We start from the raw sequence: 15,518 nt of genomic DNA, 5'->3' as shown, positions 1-15,518 counted from the left end.
GGTTCGATCACGACCAGGCGGTTCGGATTTCGTCGGTGCGGCCCGCTATCTTTCGAGCCGCTGAACCGACCCCTTCCTCGTGACCGGAGCGAAACGATGACCGACAGCAATATGAAGCCCCAGCTCAAGGTAGTGCTGAGCGATGTCAACGCGAAGGTGGTGCAGGCGTGGCAGTCGGCCTTCGCCGACACACCCGAGGTCGAGATCACTCGCGGGTCGATCATCGACCGGCACGTCGACGCCTGGGTCAGCCCGACCAACTCGCTGGGTGACATGAACGGCGGCGTCGACGCGGTCATCAAGCGGCACCTGGGCGCGGGCATCCAACTGCGGGTGCAGCGGGCGATCCGGGACGGGTTCGGCGGTGTGCTGCCGATCGGCAGCGCGGTGTGCGTGCCGTCCGGCGCGGCCAACCCGAAGTTCCTGATCTCGACGCCGACGATGAGCCAGTCGGCGGAGAACGTACGCGAGACGCTGAACGTGGCGCTGGCGTGCGCGGCCGCGTTCCAGGCGGTGCACCTGCAGAACGAGCGCGCGCCCGGCAGCATCACCTCGATCGCGCTGGTCGGCATGGGCGCGGCGACGGGCAAGGTGCCGCCGCAGGTGTGCGCCAACCTGATGTGGGCCGGTTACACGCTGTTCCAGGACTACTCGTTCGCCGACTACGACGAGCTGCGGGCGACGATCTGCGCGCAGCTCGGCGACATCGACAGCCGCCCCGTGCAGCGGGTGCGCATCACGCCTCCGGCGCGTCCGGCGGGCCGTCGCTGACCGCGTGGTCGGGACGCCGGCCCGGCGATCGGGCCGGCGCGGTCAGCGCCGGGCGTGCTGACCGCGCCGGCGCCGGGCGGCCAGGGAGAGCACGAGCCCGGCCGCGGCCACGACTGCGCCGAAGGCGAGCAGGGACGGCGTGCCCGCGCCGCCCGCGTCGGCGAGAGCGTTCGTGCCCGTGCCCGGGGTGTCGGCCGCCTGGGCCGCCGCGGACGGGTTCGCCGCCGTCGCGCCCGCGTCGACCAGGCGGCCGACCGAGGCGTCCGCAGGCTGGGCGAAGCCCCAGTCGAGCAGTGCCGCACCCTGCTCCCAACCGCGCAGCGGCACGTACTCCGCGCCGAGCAGGGTGACGACCAGCCGCCGCCCGTTGCGTTCGGCCGCGCCGACGTAGGTGTGCCTGGCCAGGTCGGTGTAGCCGGTCTTGCCGCCGAGCGCACCGGGGTAGTTGTCGATCAGCAGGTTCTGGTTCTGGATCTGGAAGCCCTTGTGGTGCTTGCCCTGGTCCGGGATCTGTGTGTACCTGGTCAGGGCGTACTTCTGGAACAGCGGCTCGGCCAGGCACGCGCGCATGATCAGGGCCAGGTCGTAGGCGCTGGTGAACTGGCCGGGCGCGTCGAGGCCCGACGGGGTGACCGCGTGCGTCTGGAACGCGCCCAGCTTCGCCGCCACCTCGTTCATCTCGCGTACGCCGGCCTCGGCCGTGCCGCCGCCCAGGCGGGCGAGCACGTTGGCGGCGTCGTTGCCCGACGCCAGCAGCAGCCCCAGCCAGAGCGTCTCGACCGTGTACCGGCCGCCTTCGATCAGGCCCGCTGACGAGCTGCCCGGCTCGATGTCGACGTCCTCGTGGGTGATGGTGACGACGCGTTTCGGGTCGAGCCGCGAGATCATGGTCGCCGCGAGCAGCAGTTTCTGCACACTGGCCGGGGTGGCGTACTCGTGCGCGCCGCACGCGCCGAGCACGGCCCCGGTGTCGAGGTCGGCGACCACCCACGAGGTGGCGGTCACCTCGGGCGGCGCGCCGGCGGACGCGGGCACGGCCAGGCCCGCGGTGGCCAGCTCGTCGCCGCCGACGGTACGCAGGACGGGGTCGGCCGACGGCGGCGAGGGGCGGGTCGGCGCGGAGACCCGCGGCCCGGCGGGCTTGGGGCAGGGCGCGACGCGCCAGGTGGCGGTATGCGCGGGCGCGCTCGCGGCTCGGGCGGCGTGAGCCGCCGCGGCCTCGGGCGACGCGGCGACGAAGGGGATCGCCAGCGCCGCGGTGGCGGCCGCGAGAATGAGACGCTGCCCTGGATGCGCAAACCGGTTCATGTACGGCAGACTAGTCAAAACCGCCCGTAAGCGGAGATGTCTTCGCGAAATTGTCTTCGTGAACGGTGGCGGGAACCGCCGTCGTCTGCGGCGGAGCCTGCGGGTTCACCGGTGTGGAGGGGCCCACCACGGCAGTGGTCGTCGCCCGTCCGTCGTGCCGCCGCCCGCGTCGCTGCCCCTGGGTGTCCGGTGTGGACACCGCGCCGGCCGCCGGTAGAGTCGCCCCGGACCCGCGCCCGGTTCGGTCGGCGGCGGACTTCACGCGAGGAAACTCATGAGCATCGGCGACACTCCGTCATCGGGCACCCGGCGGCACCGGGGCCGCGCGTCGAAGCGGCAGCCGCTGCTGGTCGTCGCGGGACTGTCCGCGGCCGCCGTGCTGGCCACGGCCGCGTTCGCCGTCGCCTCGGGCGGCCCGGGCACCTGGTTCGGGTCCGACTCGCCGTCCCCGGCGCAGGCACAGGGCTCGGCCGATCCGGGCCCGTCGGCGTCGGCGACACCGAGCCCCGCCGTGTCCCCGTCGGCGCCGACGGTCGGGCCCTGCGCCCGTGCTGCGGGGCCCCAGCCGGTCGTGAAGGTGACCGAGGTCAAGCTGAGCGCCGCCGTCACCGGGTACGGGCGTGAGGGCGACACCGAGCCGCTGCCGATGGCCGTCGCGGAGCGGCCCGCGGGCGGCTCATGGCTGGCCTGGCTCGGCACGGACGGGCGGGTGTACCTCGGCCGGCTCGACTGCGACGACAAGCTCGTCGGCACGCCCACCAGCTTCGCCGGCATCGACCTGCAGGACGTGCACGCCGACCGCACCGGCGGGGTCGTGCTGCTGACCCGCAAGGGCGACTGCGGCGGCGGGAAGCTGTGCGGCGGCTCGTCGAGCCCCTGCAGGACCATGCACATGGTCCGGTTCGACGACTCGGGCCGCCAGGTGTGGGAGCGGCAGGTCACCAACCTGAGCGGCAGCCGCACCGGCTACGACGACGGCGCGCGCTTCGTGTGGTGGTATCAGCACCACGGCCGGCTCGCCACCGACGGCAAGAACTACGCGGCATACTTCGGCGTCGCCATCACCGTGCGCAACGGCTCCTGCGTCGACATCCACGAGGGCGACCGCATGCAGGTGGTCGACGCGAACGGCAAGCTGGTGTCCGGGCACCGCGACAGCTTCGAGGTCGGGTGCAGTCACAGCTGGACGACCCGCATCGTGTGGGACCCGCGGACCAGCCATTACGCGATGGTCTGCGCGACGGACAACGCGTGCCGCATCGCCCAGCCGGACCCGTACCGGACCGTGGCCGCGGGCGACTGCGACGGCAGCCTGTTCGGCGGTGACCTCGTGCTCGCCCCCGCCGGCGGCTACTGGACCGCGTGGAGCCAGGGCGGCGGCGTGCGGCTGGAGCGCTTCACCACCGGCAGGTCCAACCTCACCGTCAAGACCACGGCCAAGTCGAGCCACGCGCACCTGGTCAGCTACGGGACCGGCCGGATGCTGCTCGCCTGGGCGTCGGGTTCCTCGACCGCCGCGCAGGTGTACGACGCCGCCACGGGCAAGACCGTGGGCGCGAAGTTCGCCGTCACCGTGCGGGACCACGACTACCAGGCGTTCAAGGCATACTCGGACGGCAGCGCCGCCTACCCGGCCGCGGGTGGCAGCAGCAGGTCGATCCGGATCGCGCGGGTCATGCCACTGGCCTGAGCGGCGCGGCCGGATCGATATGACGGGGCGGGCCGTGTCGGTATGGGCGGTGCTGGATGAGGCCGATCGGGCACAGTGGACGTACACGCCGGGAGTCAGCGTAGGGCCGCTGGTGTTCGGCATGAGCCGTCACGAGGCGGTCGCGGTGATGGACGGCTTCGTCGGCGACATCGCCCCGGCGCCGCGGGCCATCGCCGACACGTGGCTGACCCGGTTCCGTGTGCCGGACCGGCGCCCGTACCGGACGGCGGTGCTGGCCTTCCACGACGGGACCGACGGCCTGTTCTGCGTGATGGTCGACGCTCGGTGCGGGCCACAGGTCATTCTCGACGGGCTGCGGCTCGTCGGCCGGGTGCCGTCCGAGTGGGAGGCGGACTTCCTCGCCTACGCGCTGCCACGCGGCATCGCGCCGCGGTACGCGCCGGTGACGTCGTACTGACCAGGCCCGTGTTCGGGATCGTCCGCGAGCGCGCGTACACGCGGTGGGACGGCCTCCCGTATGACGAGTTCCAGGTCCACTGACGGCGATCAGGCGGCTGCCGCACCTGCCGTGGCGGGCGGTGGGCTGGAGGCGGGCGGGTCGAACACCGCCAGCCGGGGATCGGTGGCCAGCGTCGTCACCTGCTCGCCGAGCGGCGTGTACTGGGCGCTGGCCGGCAGCGCCGCGCGGACGTCGGGCGTGTTGGTGATCGTCACCAGGACCATGCTGTGACCGGTGTAGGCCGCCACCGACCACCAGTCGGCATCCGTGCCCAGGCGGTGTCCGGCCGCGCGCGTCTCCGGCGTCTCGTGTACGCCGTACTGTTCGAGGACCCAGCCCTCCTCGGTGACGCTGGACAGCCGGCAGACGGTGAGCCGGGCGCAGTGCTGCTGATCGGGCAACGCGATGGTGGGAGCCACGGAGATGGTGACCGTGCCCTGCCCGCTGGCCGTGGTCATCCGCACCGCCACCGTCAGCGCGGCCGGGCCGATCTCCGGGTCGAGAAGCGCGGCCAGCGGCCGGGTGTCCCCGCGGTCGTCGAGCCCGAGGTCGACCCGCTCCAGGCCGCCCGGGTTCACCTTGGTGCGGAAGTACGCGGCGACCTCGCAGCTCAGCCGTTCCCGGCGGGCCTGTTCGGGCATCACCGTCGCGCCGCGCAGCGGCAGGTCGCCGGTCAGCGCCGTCAGCCGGTCCATCCCGCCGTCCGCGACCACGCCCACCGGCGTCTCCGACGTCGTCGGGGAGGCGGAGGGGGGCGACGGGAGCCCGGCCATGCAGTCCTCGGCCTCGGGCAGCGGCGCGCTTCCCGGCACAGGGCGCAGCAGGACCAGCAGAACACCGGCCGCGACCAGCCCGAGCACGGTCATCGCCGCGGTGACGGCGCGCAGCGCCCGCTGCCGCGCCCGGCCGGCCGCGATCAGCTCGTCGGAGGTGAACGGGGCCGGCGGCGCGAGCACGTCGGGGCCCGCGTCGGCCGCGTCCGGGGCGGTCGCGTGGCGCAGCAGGTGGAGCATGGCCTGCTCGGCGTAGATCTCGGGTGGATCCTGGGTGGGGGAGTCCCCGCGCCGGTAGACGCTCAGCAGGACCTGGCGGGTGAGCCGGTCGGCGGTGTCCCAGTCGCCGCAGCGGGCGTACGCGAGCCGGCGCAGCCGTCCGGTGTAGACGCTGACGAACTCGGCGTAGTCGGCCTCCCATGTGCGCACGTCGCCAGTGAACACCCTCGATGATGATCGCGTCATCCCCCGGATGGAGAGCGCTCTCCTTGCCGATCAGGCGTCGAGGTATCCACGCAGCACATGCGCGTCCGACGCGGTGGCGCTGACGAGCGTCGCCGGGCCGGTCAGCGGCATCCGCACCGCGGTGGCGCCCAGCACGACCGGCGGTGCGGGCGCAGCGGCGGGGTCGACGACCAGCAGTGATCCGGTGGCCCGGGCGCCGCCGAGCACGGCCGGGCCGTCCCAGCCGGGCGTGCCCGGCCCGATCGTCAACGACTGGCGCAGCAGGGGACCGCCGTCGTAGTCGACCGCCGTGCTGACCACCGCGTCGCCCGGCCGCTCGTCATGACGGCCGCAGACCAGCTCCTCCCGCCACCACAGCCGGGCCCCGCCGGCGAGCTCCACCGTGGACGTCGCCTGGTGACGGCACCCGGCCGCGGCGACCAGCTGCTCCGGCAGCCAGCGCAGCTCGCCGCCCGCGGCGACGGTCGCGGTGACCGTCATCCGCGACGGTGCCCCGTCGCGACCGGGCAGCGCGATCGAGGCGGCGACGGAGCGTACGCACAGCGCCGCGCCCGCGCCGACCTCGATCTCGATGCGCAGGTCGTCGCCGCCGAGCGGCCCGGCGGCGCTGCCGATCAGGTGCACCGTCGCCGTCGCCGAGCCGTCCGGGGTGTGCCGCAGTTGCAGGGGCGGCTCGCCGCGCAGGCGCGCCAGCCGGGTGCCGCCGCGGCCGTCGGCCTCGGCGACGATCCTGGCCAGCGCCCGCATCAGCGCGCCCCGACCGGCGCGGGTCCGTGCGCGTCCGCGTCACCGTGGTCGAGGACCTGCGTATGGGCGTGTCCGCGGCTGTGTGCGACGACGTGGCGTACCCAGGCGGCGACCTGGCTGGCGTGCGGGTCCTGCGCGATGGACTGGAAGATGGTGGGCAGCGTGCCGCGGCGGGCGCGGGCGTCGCGGTCCATCACGGCCAGGTCCGCGCCGACCAGCGGGGCGAGGTCGGTCTTGTTGATGACGAGCAGGTCGGCGGTGGTGACGCCGGGGCCGCCCTTGCGCGGCACCTTGTCGCCGCCGGCCACGTCGACCACGAAGATCTGCTGGTCGACCAGGCCCTTGCTGAACGTGGCGGTGAGGTTGTCGCCGCCGCTCTCGACCAGCACCAGGTCCAGCGGGCCGAGCGTGTCCTCCAGCTCCTCGACGGCGTCGAGGTTGGCGGAGATGTCGTCGCGGATCGCCGTGTGCGGGCAGCAGCCGGTCTCGACCGCACGGATGCGGGACGGGTCGAGCACCCCGGCCCGTTTGAGGAAGTCGGCGTCCTCGGTGGTGTAGATGTCGTTGGTCACCACCACCAGCCGCAGGTCCCCGGCCAGTGCCCGGCACAGGGCGGCGACCAGCGCGGTCTTGCCGGAGCCGACCGGCCCGCCGATGCCGATGCGCACCGCCCGGTCCAGCTGCGGCAGCGGCGGGTGCGGGTCGACGCCCGGCTCGGGATGGGTGTGCGGCACCGTTTCGTCGTGGTCGTAGGCGTGGTCAGCTCGCAAAGAGACGCACCTCCCAGGTGGCGTGCAGTTCGGCGGAGATGTCGGCCAGCGGCGCAGCGTGGGCCGGCAGCTCCTGGGGGGACTTGTGAGCGACCGCCGCGGCGGCTGCCGCGATCTCGTCGCAGGCGCCGGCCATCCTGGCCAGCAGATTCTGCACCTGGTACGGGTCCAGCCCGAGCAGCCGCACCGCCGCACTGGCCGGCCCGGTGAGCACCCCGTACGCGGCGATCTGCGCGGCCTCCTCGGTGGACAGTCCCGCCGCGGCCGCCGTCACGCCCAGCGCCAACGGCTGGTGCGGGCCGTCCAGGTGCTTCGGCAGGTGCCCGTACAGCTCACTCGGCCACGTGTTGCGACCCGCCCGCAGCAGCGCCCGCCCCTGCCGCCGCGACGCCAGCCGCAACGCCGGCGACACCGTCCGCGCCTCCAGCTCCCGGTCCAGGGAAAGGAAGGGCACCTTCACATCGGATTCCGTGGAGGAAGGCGCCCTTCCCATCCGCGTGGCGGACAGGTGGGTGGCGGCGGTGAAGGCGCCGGTCACGGGGGCGGCGTAGGAGAGGCGGCCGTGCAGGAACTGCTCCAGGCCGGCCAGGTCGGTGACCCGGCCGGCCGCGACGGCCGCCTCCAGGCCGCTGGAGTGGGCGTGGCCGCCGGACGGGAAGCGCCCGTCGGCCAGCAGCAGGTATGCGGTGCGGTGCATCAGAACAGACCGTGCCTCAGAAGAGGAAATACCGCTGGGCCATGGGCAGGACCGTGGGCGGGTCGGGTTCGACCACCTCGCCGTCGATGCGGACGGTGAACGTGTCGGCGTCGACGGCGATGTGCGGCATGGCGCTGTTGTGCGGCAGGTCGGCCTTGCCGCGCGAGCGCACGTCCGCGACGGGCACCATCGCCCGCTTGACGTCCAGCTCCAGGCCCGCGTCCAGGGCCGCCGGGGCGACGAAGGCGAGGGAGGTCTTGGCGGGCACGACGCCGTACGCGCCGAACATGGGGCGGGGCAGCATGGGCTGCGGGGTGGGGATGGACGCGTTGGCGTCGCCCATCTGCGCGTACGCGATCATGCCGCCCTTCATCACCAGATGCGGCCGCACTCCGAAGAACGCCGGGTCCCAGATCACCAGGTCGGCGAGCTTGCCGGGTTCGACGGAGCCGATCTGCTCCTCCAGGCCGTTGGCCATGGCCGCGCAGATGGTGTACTTCGCGACGTACCGCTTGGCCCGGTTGTTGTCGGCCGACGAGTCGCCGGGCAGTGCGCCGACCCGGTCCTTCATCACGTGCGCGGTCTGCCAGGTGCGCAGCACGATCTCGCCGATGCGGCCCATCGCCTGCGAGTCCGATCCGATGATCGAGATCGCGCCGAGGTCGTGCAGCAGGTCCTCGGCGGCCATCGTGGACGGCCGGATCCGGCTCTCCGCGAACGCCAGGTCCTCCGGCACGGCCGCGTTCAGGTGGTGGCAGACCATCAGCATGTCCAGGTGCTCGGCCAGGGTGTTGCGGGTGTACGGCCGGGTCGGGTTGGTCGACGACGGCAGGATGTTGGGCAGGCTCGCCACCGTGATGATGTCGGGCGCGTGCCCGCCCCCGGCCCCCTCGGTGTGGTAGGAGTGGATCGCCCGGCCGTTGATCGCGGCCAGGGTGTCCTGCACGAACCCGGCCTCGTTCAGCGTGTCGGTGTGGATCGACACCTGCACCCCGGACGCGTCGGCGACCCGCAGGCAGGCGTCGATCGCCGCGGGCGTGGTGCCCCAGTCCTCGTGCAGCTTGAACCCGCCCGCCCCGGCGCGCAGCTGCTCCCACATGGCCTCCTCGGAGACCGTGTTGCCCTTGCCGAGCAGCAGCACGTTGACCGGGAACGTGTCCAGCGCCTCGAACATGCGGGCCAGGTGCCAGGCGTTGGCGGTGACCGTGGTGGCCTTGGTGCCCTCGGCCGGGCCGGTGCCGCCGCCGACCAGCGTGGTCACTCCGCCCGCGAGGGCCTCGTGCACCAGCTGCGGGCAGATGAAGTGCACGTGCGTGTCGACGGCTCCAGCGGTCACGATCTTGCCGTTGCCCGCGACGACCTCGGTCGCCGGGCCGATGACCAGATCCGGGTGTACGCCCGGCATGGTGTCCGGATTGCCGGCGCGTCCGATCGCGACGATGCGGCCGTCGCGGATGCCGATGTCCGCCTTGACGATGCCCCAGTGGTCGAGGATCACCGCCCCGGTGATGACCGTGTCCACCGCGCCCTGCGCGCGGGTGGCGCGCGACTGGCCCATCGATTCGCGGATCACCTTGCCGCCGCCGAAGACGGCCTCGTCGCCGCCTGCGCAGCGGTCCTCCTCGACCTCGACGAGCAGATTGGTGTCGGCGAGCCGGATGCGGTCACCGGTCGTCGGCCCGTACAGCGCGGCATACCGCTCGCGGCTGACCAGGATGGTCACGGTGCCTCCGTTCGTTCGCGGCTGCGGGGCTCGCCAGCTCGCTCCTCGCTGCTCACAGTTCTCCTCCGCACTCGCCGCGCAGGCCCGGCACGATCCGTGCCCCGCCCAGCGGGACCAGTTCGACCTCACGGGTGACGCCTGGTTCGAAGCGCACCGCCGTGCCCGCGGGCACCGCCAGCCGCTGGCCCCACGCCGCGGTGCGGTCGAACGACAGGCCGGGGTTGGCCTCGGCGAAGTGGTAGTGCGAGCCGACCTGCACCGGCCGGTCCGCGGTGTTGACCACAGTCAGCGTGGTGATCGGGCGATCCACGTTGATCTCGACCGGACCCTCTCCGAAGAGGATCTCGCCCGGGATCATCGGATCGGGTGGTGCACGGTCACCAGCTTGGTGCCGTCCGGGAACGTGGCCTCCACCTGCACCTCCTTCAGCATCTCGGGGACGCCGTCCAGCACGTCCGCGCGGGTGAGCACCTGGGCGCCCGCGTCCATCAGGTCGACCACGGTGCGCCCGTCGCGGGCGCCTTCCAGCAGGAAACGGGTGATGATCGCGACCGACTCGGGGTGGTTGAGCAGCAGGCCGCGGGCACGGCGCCGCTCGGCGACGTCGGCCGCCACATGGATGAGCAGCCGTTCCTGCTCATGCTGGGTGAGGAACATGAACCGTCCTTCTACACGGTGAGGGCAGCGCGTACGGCGGGTTCGGCGCCGGTGCCGCCCGCGCCGGATGACGTCACTCTGCCCGATTCGAGCACGTGGTAGCGGTGCGCCGCGCGCAGCGCGAAGCCGAGATGCTGCTCGACCAGCAGCACCGACAGCCCGTCCAGGCCGGCCAGGGACAGCACCGCCTGCTCGATCTCGGCGACGACGTTGGGCTGGATGCCCTCGGTCGGCTCGTCGAGCAGCAGCAGCTTGGGCCGGGTGATCAAGGCCCGGGCGATGGCGAGCTGCTGGCGCTGCCCGCCGGACAGCAGCCCGGCCCGGCGGCGCATCAACCCGTTGAGCGCGGGGAACAGGTCCAGCGCGGACGCCAGCGCCTGCCGGCCGCCGCGGCGGCCGTCGGCGACCAGCTGCAGGTTCTCCGCCGTGGTCAGGTGCGGGAAGCACTGCTGGCCCTGCGGCACGTACGCCATGCCGCGCGCGACCCGCACGTGCGGGGCGAGCTTCGTGACGTCCTCGCCGCCGAACAGCACCATGCCCTGCTTGGGCCGCAACAGCCCGATCGCGGCCCGCAGCAGGGTGCTCTTGCCCGCGCCGTTGTGCCCCAGCACGGCCGTCACCGTGCCGTCGTCGACGGTCACATCGACGCCGTGCAGCACGGTGCTGCGCCCGTACCCGGCGTGCACGCCCTCGATCCGCAGCATCACGCCTCCACCTCCTGGGCCACCGGCTCGCCGGTGGCGTGGCCGAGGTAGACCTCCTGCACCTTCGGGTCGGCCTGCACCTGGGCGACCGTGCCCTCGCTGAGCACCTTGCCGGCGTGCAGCACGGTCACCGTGCGGGCGAAGCGGCGCAGGAAGTCCATGTCGTGCTCGATGACCACGACCGTGCGGTCGCTCGCCACCTTGCCCAGCAGCTCGCCGGTGGCCTCGCGCTCCTCGTGGCTCATCCCGGCGACGGGCTCGTCGAGCAGCAGCAGCCGGGCGTTCTGCACCAGCAGCATGCCGATCTCCAGCCACTGCTTCTGCCCGTGCGCGAGCGTGCCCGCGGGCGCGTCGCGCCGGTCGGTCAGGCCGATCGTCTCCAGCGCCTGCGCGACGTCGTCGGGCACCGCGCCGCGGCGGCGCAGCATCGTCCACGGGCTGCGGCCCGCCCCGGCCGCGATGTCGAGGTTCTGCAGCACCGTCAGCTCCTCGAACAGCGCCGCGGTCTGGAACGTGCGGCCCACGCCCAGCCGGGCGATGCGGTGCACGTCCCGTCCGAGCAGCTCCTGCTCGCCGAACCGGGCCGAGCCGGTCGCCTTGACCAGCCCGGTCACCGCGTCGACCAGCGTCGTCTTGCCCGCGCCGTTGGGTCCGATGAGGAACCGGAGGTCGCCGGGTGCCACGTCCAGGTCGACGCCGTCGACCGCGACGAACCCGTCGAACACCACGCGCAGCCCGCGAATCTGCAGGCCGCCTGCCGTCTCGCTCATGCCGTGCCCCTTCCTGGTGCGCCGATGCCGTTCACGCTGCCGCCTCCTTGACCAGAACCGGTGCTTCCGTCTGCGGGGCGGGCGGTGCTGCGGTCTCCCGGCGGCGCTTGACCATGCCCCACAGGGAGGCGAGCCCGCCCGGCAGGAATGCCACGACCAGGACGAACATCGCGCCCTGCAGGTAGGTCCAGGTGCCGGGGAAGCGCTCGGACAGCGCCGTCTTCGCCCAGGCCACGGCGACCGCGCCGAGCACCGGGCCGAGCAGCGCCGCCCGGCCGCCGACCGCCACGCCGATCACGAACTCGATCGAGGGCACGATGCCGATCAGCGCGGGTGAGATGATGCCGACCGCGGGCACGAACAGCGCCCCGGCCAGGCCCGCCATGCCGGCGGCGACGACGTACGCGACGAGCTTGACGTTGGCGGGGTTGTAGCCGAGGAAGCGCACCCGGTTCTCGGAGTCGCGCACCGCGACCAGCAGCTCGCCGTAGCGGGAGTGCATGAGCTGGCGGGTCAGCGCGAGCAGGGCCAGCAGCACCCCGGCGATGATGAAGTAGACCATGCGCTGGTTGACCGGGTCGTCGAGGTCGTAGCCGAAGAAGCCCTCGATGTCGGTGAGCCCGTTGGTGCCACCGGTGGTGCCCTGCTGGCCGATCAGCAGGATCACCATGGCGGCGGCCAGGGCCTGGCTGAGGATCGCGAAGTACGCGCCGCGCACCCGCCGCCGGAACACCAGCGAGCCGAGCCCGAAGGCGACCAGCATCGGCAGCAGCACCGTGGCGGCCAGCGCGAACACCGGGTTCGCGAACGGGGCCCACCATGTGGGGAGCTCGTCGAGCTGCCCGTACAGCTCCATGAAGTCGGGCATGTTGCCCTCGCCCGCGTCGGCGAGCTTGAGGTGCATGGCCATCGCGTAGCCGCCCAGGCCGAAGAAGACGCCCTGGCCGAGGGTGAGCAGCCCGCCGCGGCCCCAGGCCAGGCCGATGCCGACCGCGACGATCGCGAAGCACAGGTACTTGGCCAGCAGGCTGAGCCGGAAGTCGGTCAGCAGCGCCGGCGCGGCCGCGAACAGCACCACCGCACCGAGCCCGAAGCCCACCCAGGCTCTGGCACGGGGAGCCGGTTTCAGCTCGCTCATGCCAGGCTCCGGGTGCGCAGCGTGAACAGGCCCTGGGGCCGCCACTGCAGGAACGCCACGATGGCGACGAACACGATCACCTTGGCGACGCTGAGCGTGGTCAGGTACTCGACCATCGCCTGCAGCATGCCGAGCACGAAGGCCACGATCACGCTCCCCTTGAGCTGCCCGATGCCGCCGACCACGACGACGAGGAAGGCGTCGATGATGATGTTGGTGCCCATGGTCGGGCCGATCGGGCCGAGCAGGGTCAGCGCGACCCCGGCGACCCCGGCCAGGCCCGAGCCGATGAAGAAGGTGAGCCGGTCGACCCGCCCGGTCGGGATGCCGGAGACCGCGGCCAGGTCGCGGTTCTGCACCACGGCCCGGATGCGGCGGCCCAGCGGGGTGAACTTGAGCGCGGCGGTCAGCGCGGCGACCGCGAGCACGACCAGGCCGAGGATGAACAGCCGGCTGTTGGCGATGCTCAGGTCCGCGCCGAGCGAGGTGCTCTCGGTGAGCAGGTCGGGGGCCTTGGTCTGCACGTTGGGCGCGCCGAAGACGTCCCGGGCCAGCTGCTGGAGCATCAGCGAGACGCCCCAGGTGACCAGAAGGGTGTCCAGCGGCCGGGTGTAGAGGCGGCGGATCAGCGCCCATTCCAGCAGGACGCCCATCGCGCCCGCGACGGCGAAGGCGATGGGCAGGGCGACGAGCAGCGACAGGCCCGCGTCGGTGATGGTCTGCTGCAGCACGTACGTGGTGTAGGCGCCGGCCATGATGAACTCGCCGTGCGCCATGTTGATGACGTTCATCTGGCCGAAGGTCAGGGCCAGGCCGAGTGCGATGAGCAGCAGCACCGCGCCGATGCTGACGCCGGTGAACAGCTGCCCGAGGATCACTGTCATGCGTTGCCGCCTAGAGCTGGGACGGGGCGGTGGAGCGGCCACGAGGACCGCTCCACCGCCGACGGTGGGTCAGGACAGGCCGGTCGCCCAGGGGTAGCCCTTGAGGTACGGGTCCGGCTTGACCGGGCCGCCGGAGTTCCACACCTCGGTGATCAGGCCGTCGTCGCCGATCTTGCCGATGCGCGCGGTCTTGTGGATGTGCTGCGTCGCGCCGTCGATGGTGACCAGGCCCTCGGGAGCCTCGAAGGTGACGCCGTTCGAGGCGCCCTTCACCTTCTCCACGTCGAACGAGCCGGCCTTCTCGACCATGGCCTTCCACAGGTAGACCGACACGTAGGCGGCCTCCATCGGGTCGCTGGTCGGCTTGTCCGCGCCGAACTTCGCCTTGTACGCCTTGACGAACTTGTCGTTGGCCGCGCCCGTCGTCGTCTGGTAGTAGTTCCACGCCGTGAGCTGGCCGGACAGGTACTGCGTGCCGATGCTCTTGACCTCCTCCTCGGCGATGGACACCGACACGACCGGCATCGAGGCGGCGGTCAGGCCCGCGGACTTGTACTCCTTGAAGAAGGCCACGTTGCTGTCGCCGTTGAGGGTGTTGAACACGGCCTCGGCCTTGGACGCCTTGACCTTGTTCACGATCGTGCCGAACTCCGTGCTGCCCAGGGGCGCGTAGTCCTCGCCGAGCACCTTGAGTCCGTTGGCCTCGGCGTACGCCTTGATGATCTTGTTGGCGGTGCGCGGGAAGACGTAGTCGCTGCCGACCAGGTAGACCGACTTCTTGCCCTGCGCCTTGAGGTAGTCCAGGCCGGGCACGATCTGCTGGTTGGTGGTCGCGCCGGTGTAGAAGATGTACGGCGACTGCTCCAGGCCCTCGTACTGCACGGGGTAGAACAGCAGCGCCTTGTTCTCCTCGAAGACCGGCTTCACGGCCTTGCGGCTGGCCGAGGTCCAGCAGCCGAAGACGGCCGCGACCCGGTCCACCTTGATCAGCTTCTCGGCCTTCTCGGCGAACGTCGGCCAGTCCGAGGCGCCGTCCTCGCCGACCGGTGCGAGCTTCTTGCCGAGCACGCCCCCCGAGGCGTTGATCTCCTCGACGGCCAGCATGATGGCGTCGCGGACGGTGACCTCGCTGATGGCCATGGTGCCCGACAGCGAGTTGAGCAGGCCCACCTTGACGGTGTCGCCCGAGGTGTCGGCGGTGACGCCGCCGGTGGTGTCGCTTTCGCCGGTCTTGCTGCCGCAGGCGCTGACCGCCAGCGCGGCGGCCAGGGCGACGCTGCAGGCCGCGAGGCGGCGTCGGTGGAATCTGAGCATCTTGGGATATCTCCCTGATTCGGCGGAGCACAGGTCAAGGGGGAGAAGCACCTGGGGCGGGAGACGTCGGCGTCCTCGGCGTGGCGCATGCCGGCCCGGAGCGGTGCGAGATCGGTCCTATGCGGATGCCGGCAGCGCGCAGCGGAGGCTTCGTCCGGTTGTGCCGGCCCGTGGGCGTCCGCCTGAATGCCAGGCACGGCTAGCGTCGGTGAGGGCGATTTCAGTTCTGTTTCATCGCCGTTGATACGCTGTATCTGTCCGTGTGAAATGTGGACGATGACCTGCGAGAACAGCAAGAGCCGACGCCATTGGGCCGCATCGTGTGCGGCCATGGCGTCGGCTCTGAGAGCTATTCGGGAAGGAGTGACGGCACCACCGCCTCAGCGGAGATGTTTCACGCAAGAAGTATCTTGGACGGCCCGCTGCGATGTCAAGGTGCTCGATGCCTCGCGTGCCACCGTCATGCAGCGAGTTCACAGCGTTCTCCCGGGCTCGGTGCGCCCGCGCGGATCCTGCCGAACACTGAGCTCGGCACACGGGCAGGGCGTAGCGTGAAGTGGAGCCCTCCCGACACGGGCGCCGCCCGGTGTCCGGGACGGACATGGACACGCGCCGACGGGTCCGGC

Annotated in this window: 16 protein-coding genes; 3 read left to right on the top strand and 13 right to left on the bottom strand. The window is 72.2% G+C overall.

The features are described 5' to 3' along the window. The first annotated feature begins 96 nt into the window (after positions 1-96). Positions 97-771, top strand: a complete 675-nt coding sequence (locus HAV39_RS00425) for a macro domain-containing protein (RefSeq protein ID WP_191837137.1) — start codon at positions 97-99, stop codon at positions 769-771. 42 nt (positions 772-813) lie between these two features. Here the strand turns inward: HAV39_RS00425 and HAV39_RS00420 are convergent, their stop codons facing one another. Further along, positions 814-2,079: a D-alanyl-D-alanine carboxypeptidase family protein gene (locus HAV39_RS00420; protein WP_191837136.1), complete on the bottom strand. Its 1,266-nt coding sequence runs from the start codon at positions 2,077-2,079 to the stop codon at positions 814-816. A gap of 274 nt (positions 2,080-2,353) precedes the next feature. On the opposite strand from HAV39_RS00420, the gene HAV39_RS00415 reads away from it, so the two are divergent. Next, complete coding sequence (locus HAV39_RS00415; RefSeq protein WP_239120779.1) at positions 2,354-3,769, top strand: hypothetical protein; 1,416 nt, start codon at positions 2,354-2,356, stop codon at positions 3,767-3,769. Between the two features lie 121 nt (positions 3,770-3,890). Next, positions 3,891-4,208 (top strand): hypothetical protein, encoded by a 318-nt coding sequence (locus HAV39_RS00410; protein ID WP_191837135.1) that lies wholly within the window; start codon positions 3,891-3,893, stop codon positions 4,206-4,208. 89 nt (positions 4,209-4,297) lie between these two features. Here HAV39_RS00410 and HAV39_RS00405 read toward each other — a convergent pair whose 3' ends face one another. The 12 genes from HAV39_RS00405 to urtA form a co-directional block, all read right to left on the bottom strand. Continuing rightward, positions 4,298-5,452, bottom strand: coding sequence for an RNA polymerase sigma factor (locus HAV39_RS00405; RefSeq protein ID WP_191837134.1), 1,155 nt, complete (start codon positions 5,450-5,452; stop codon positions 4,298-4,300). A 66-nt stretch (positions 5,453-5,518) separates the two neighbouring features. Beyond that, positions 5,519-6,235 carry an urease accessory protein UreD gene (locus HAV39_RS00400; RefSeq protein ID WP_191837133.1) on the bottom strand — a complete coding sequence of 239 codons (717 nt, stop codon included), beginning with the start codon at positions 6,233-6,235 and terminating at the stop codon, positions 5,519-5,521. Then, positions 6,235-7,005 (bottom strand): urease accessory protein UreG, encoded by a 771-nt coding sequence (gene ureG / locus HAV39_RS00395; RefSeq protein WP_191837132.1) that lies wholly within the window; start codon positions 7,003-7,005, stop codon positions 6,235-6,237. The genes HAV39_RS00400 and ureG overlap by 1 nt, the downstream gene beginning before the upstream one ends. Next, positions 6,995-7,702 carry an urease accessory protein UreF gene (locus HAV39_RS00390; protein ID WP_191837131.1) on the bottom strand — a complete coding sequence of 236 codons (708 nt, stop codon included), beginning with the start codon at positions 7,700-7,702 and terminating at the stop codon, positions 6,995-6,997. The genes ureG and HAV39_RS00390 overlap by 11 nt, the downstream gene beginning before the upstream one ends. Before the next feature lie 16 nt (positions 7,703-7,718). After that, entirely contained in the window at positions 7,719-9,425 is a 1,707-nt protein-coding gene (locus tag HAV39_RS00385; RefSeq protein ID WP_275413952.1) for an urease subunit alpha, read from the bottom strand. Between the two features lie 52 nt (positions 9,426-9,477). Next, on the bottom strand, positions 9,478-9,783 hold the full coding sequence (locus HAV39_RS00380) for an urease subunit beta (RefSeq protein WP_191837130.1): 306 nt from the start codon (positions 9,781-9,783) through the stop codon (positions 9,478-9,480). Next, positions 9,780-10,082, bottom strand: a complete 303-nt coding sequence (locus HAV39_RS00375; protein WP_120320779.1) for an urease subunit gamma — start codon at positions 10,080-10,082, stop codon at positions 9,780-9,782. Before HAV39_RS00375 ends, HAV39_RS00380 begins: the two co-directional genes overlap by 4 nt. An 11-nt stretch (positions 10,083-10,093) precedes the next feature. Continuing rightward, positions 10,094-10,786, bottom strand: a complete 693-nt coding sequence (gene urtE / locus HAV39_RS00370) for an urea ABC transporter ATP-binding subunit UrtE (RefSeq protein ID WP_191837508.1) — start codon at positions 10,784-10,786, stop codon at positions 10,094-10,096. After that, positions 10,786-11,556 carry an urea ABC transporter ATP-binding protein UrtD gene (gene urtD / locus HAV39_RS00365; RefSeq protein WP_191837129.1) on the bottom strand — a complete coding sequence of 257 codons (771 nt, stop codon included), beginning with the start codon at positions 11,554-11,556 and terminating at the stop codon, positions 10,786-10,788. Before urtD ends, urtE begins: the two co-directional genes overlap by 1 nt. Before the next feature lie 31 nt (positions 11,557-11,587). After that, positions 11,588-12,694, bottom strand: coding sequence for an urea ABC transporter permease subunit UrtC (gene urtC, locus HAV39_RS00360; RefSeq protein ID WP_191837128.1), 1,107 nt, complete (start codon positions 12,692-12,694; stop codon positions 11,588-11,590). Next, positions 12,691-13,578, bottom strand: a complete 888-nt coding sequence (urtB, locus tag HAV39_RS00355; RefSeq protein ID WP_191837127.1) for an urea ABC transporter permease subunit UrtB — start codon at positions 13,576-13,578, stop codon at positions 12,691-12,693. Before urtB ends, urtC begins: the two co-directional genes overlap by 4 nt. A 69-nt stretch (positions 13,579-13,647) precedes the next feature. Beyond that, complete coding sequence (urtA, locus tag HAV39_RS00350) at positions 13,648-14,892, bottom strand: urea ABC transporter substrate-binding protein (RefSeq protein ID WP_191837126.1); 1,245 nt, start codon at positions 14,890-14,892, stop codon at positions 13,648-13,650. Between the last annotated feature and the right edge of the window lie 626 nt (positions 14,893-15,518).

The organism is Catellatospora chokoriensis (assembly GCF_011297315.1).
Classification (GTDB): domain Bacteria; phylum Actinomycetota; class Actinomycetes; order Mycobacteriales; family Micromonosporaceae; genus Catellatospora; species Catellatospora citrea.
Note: the sequence above shows the minus strand (reverse complement) of the source record. Positions and strands in the feature narration are given on the sequence as shown.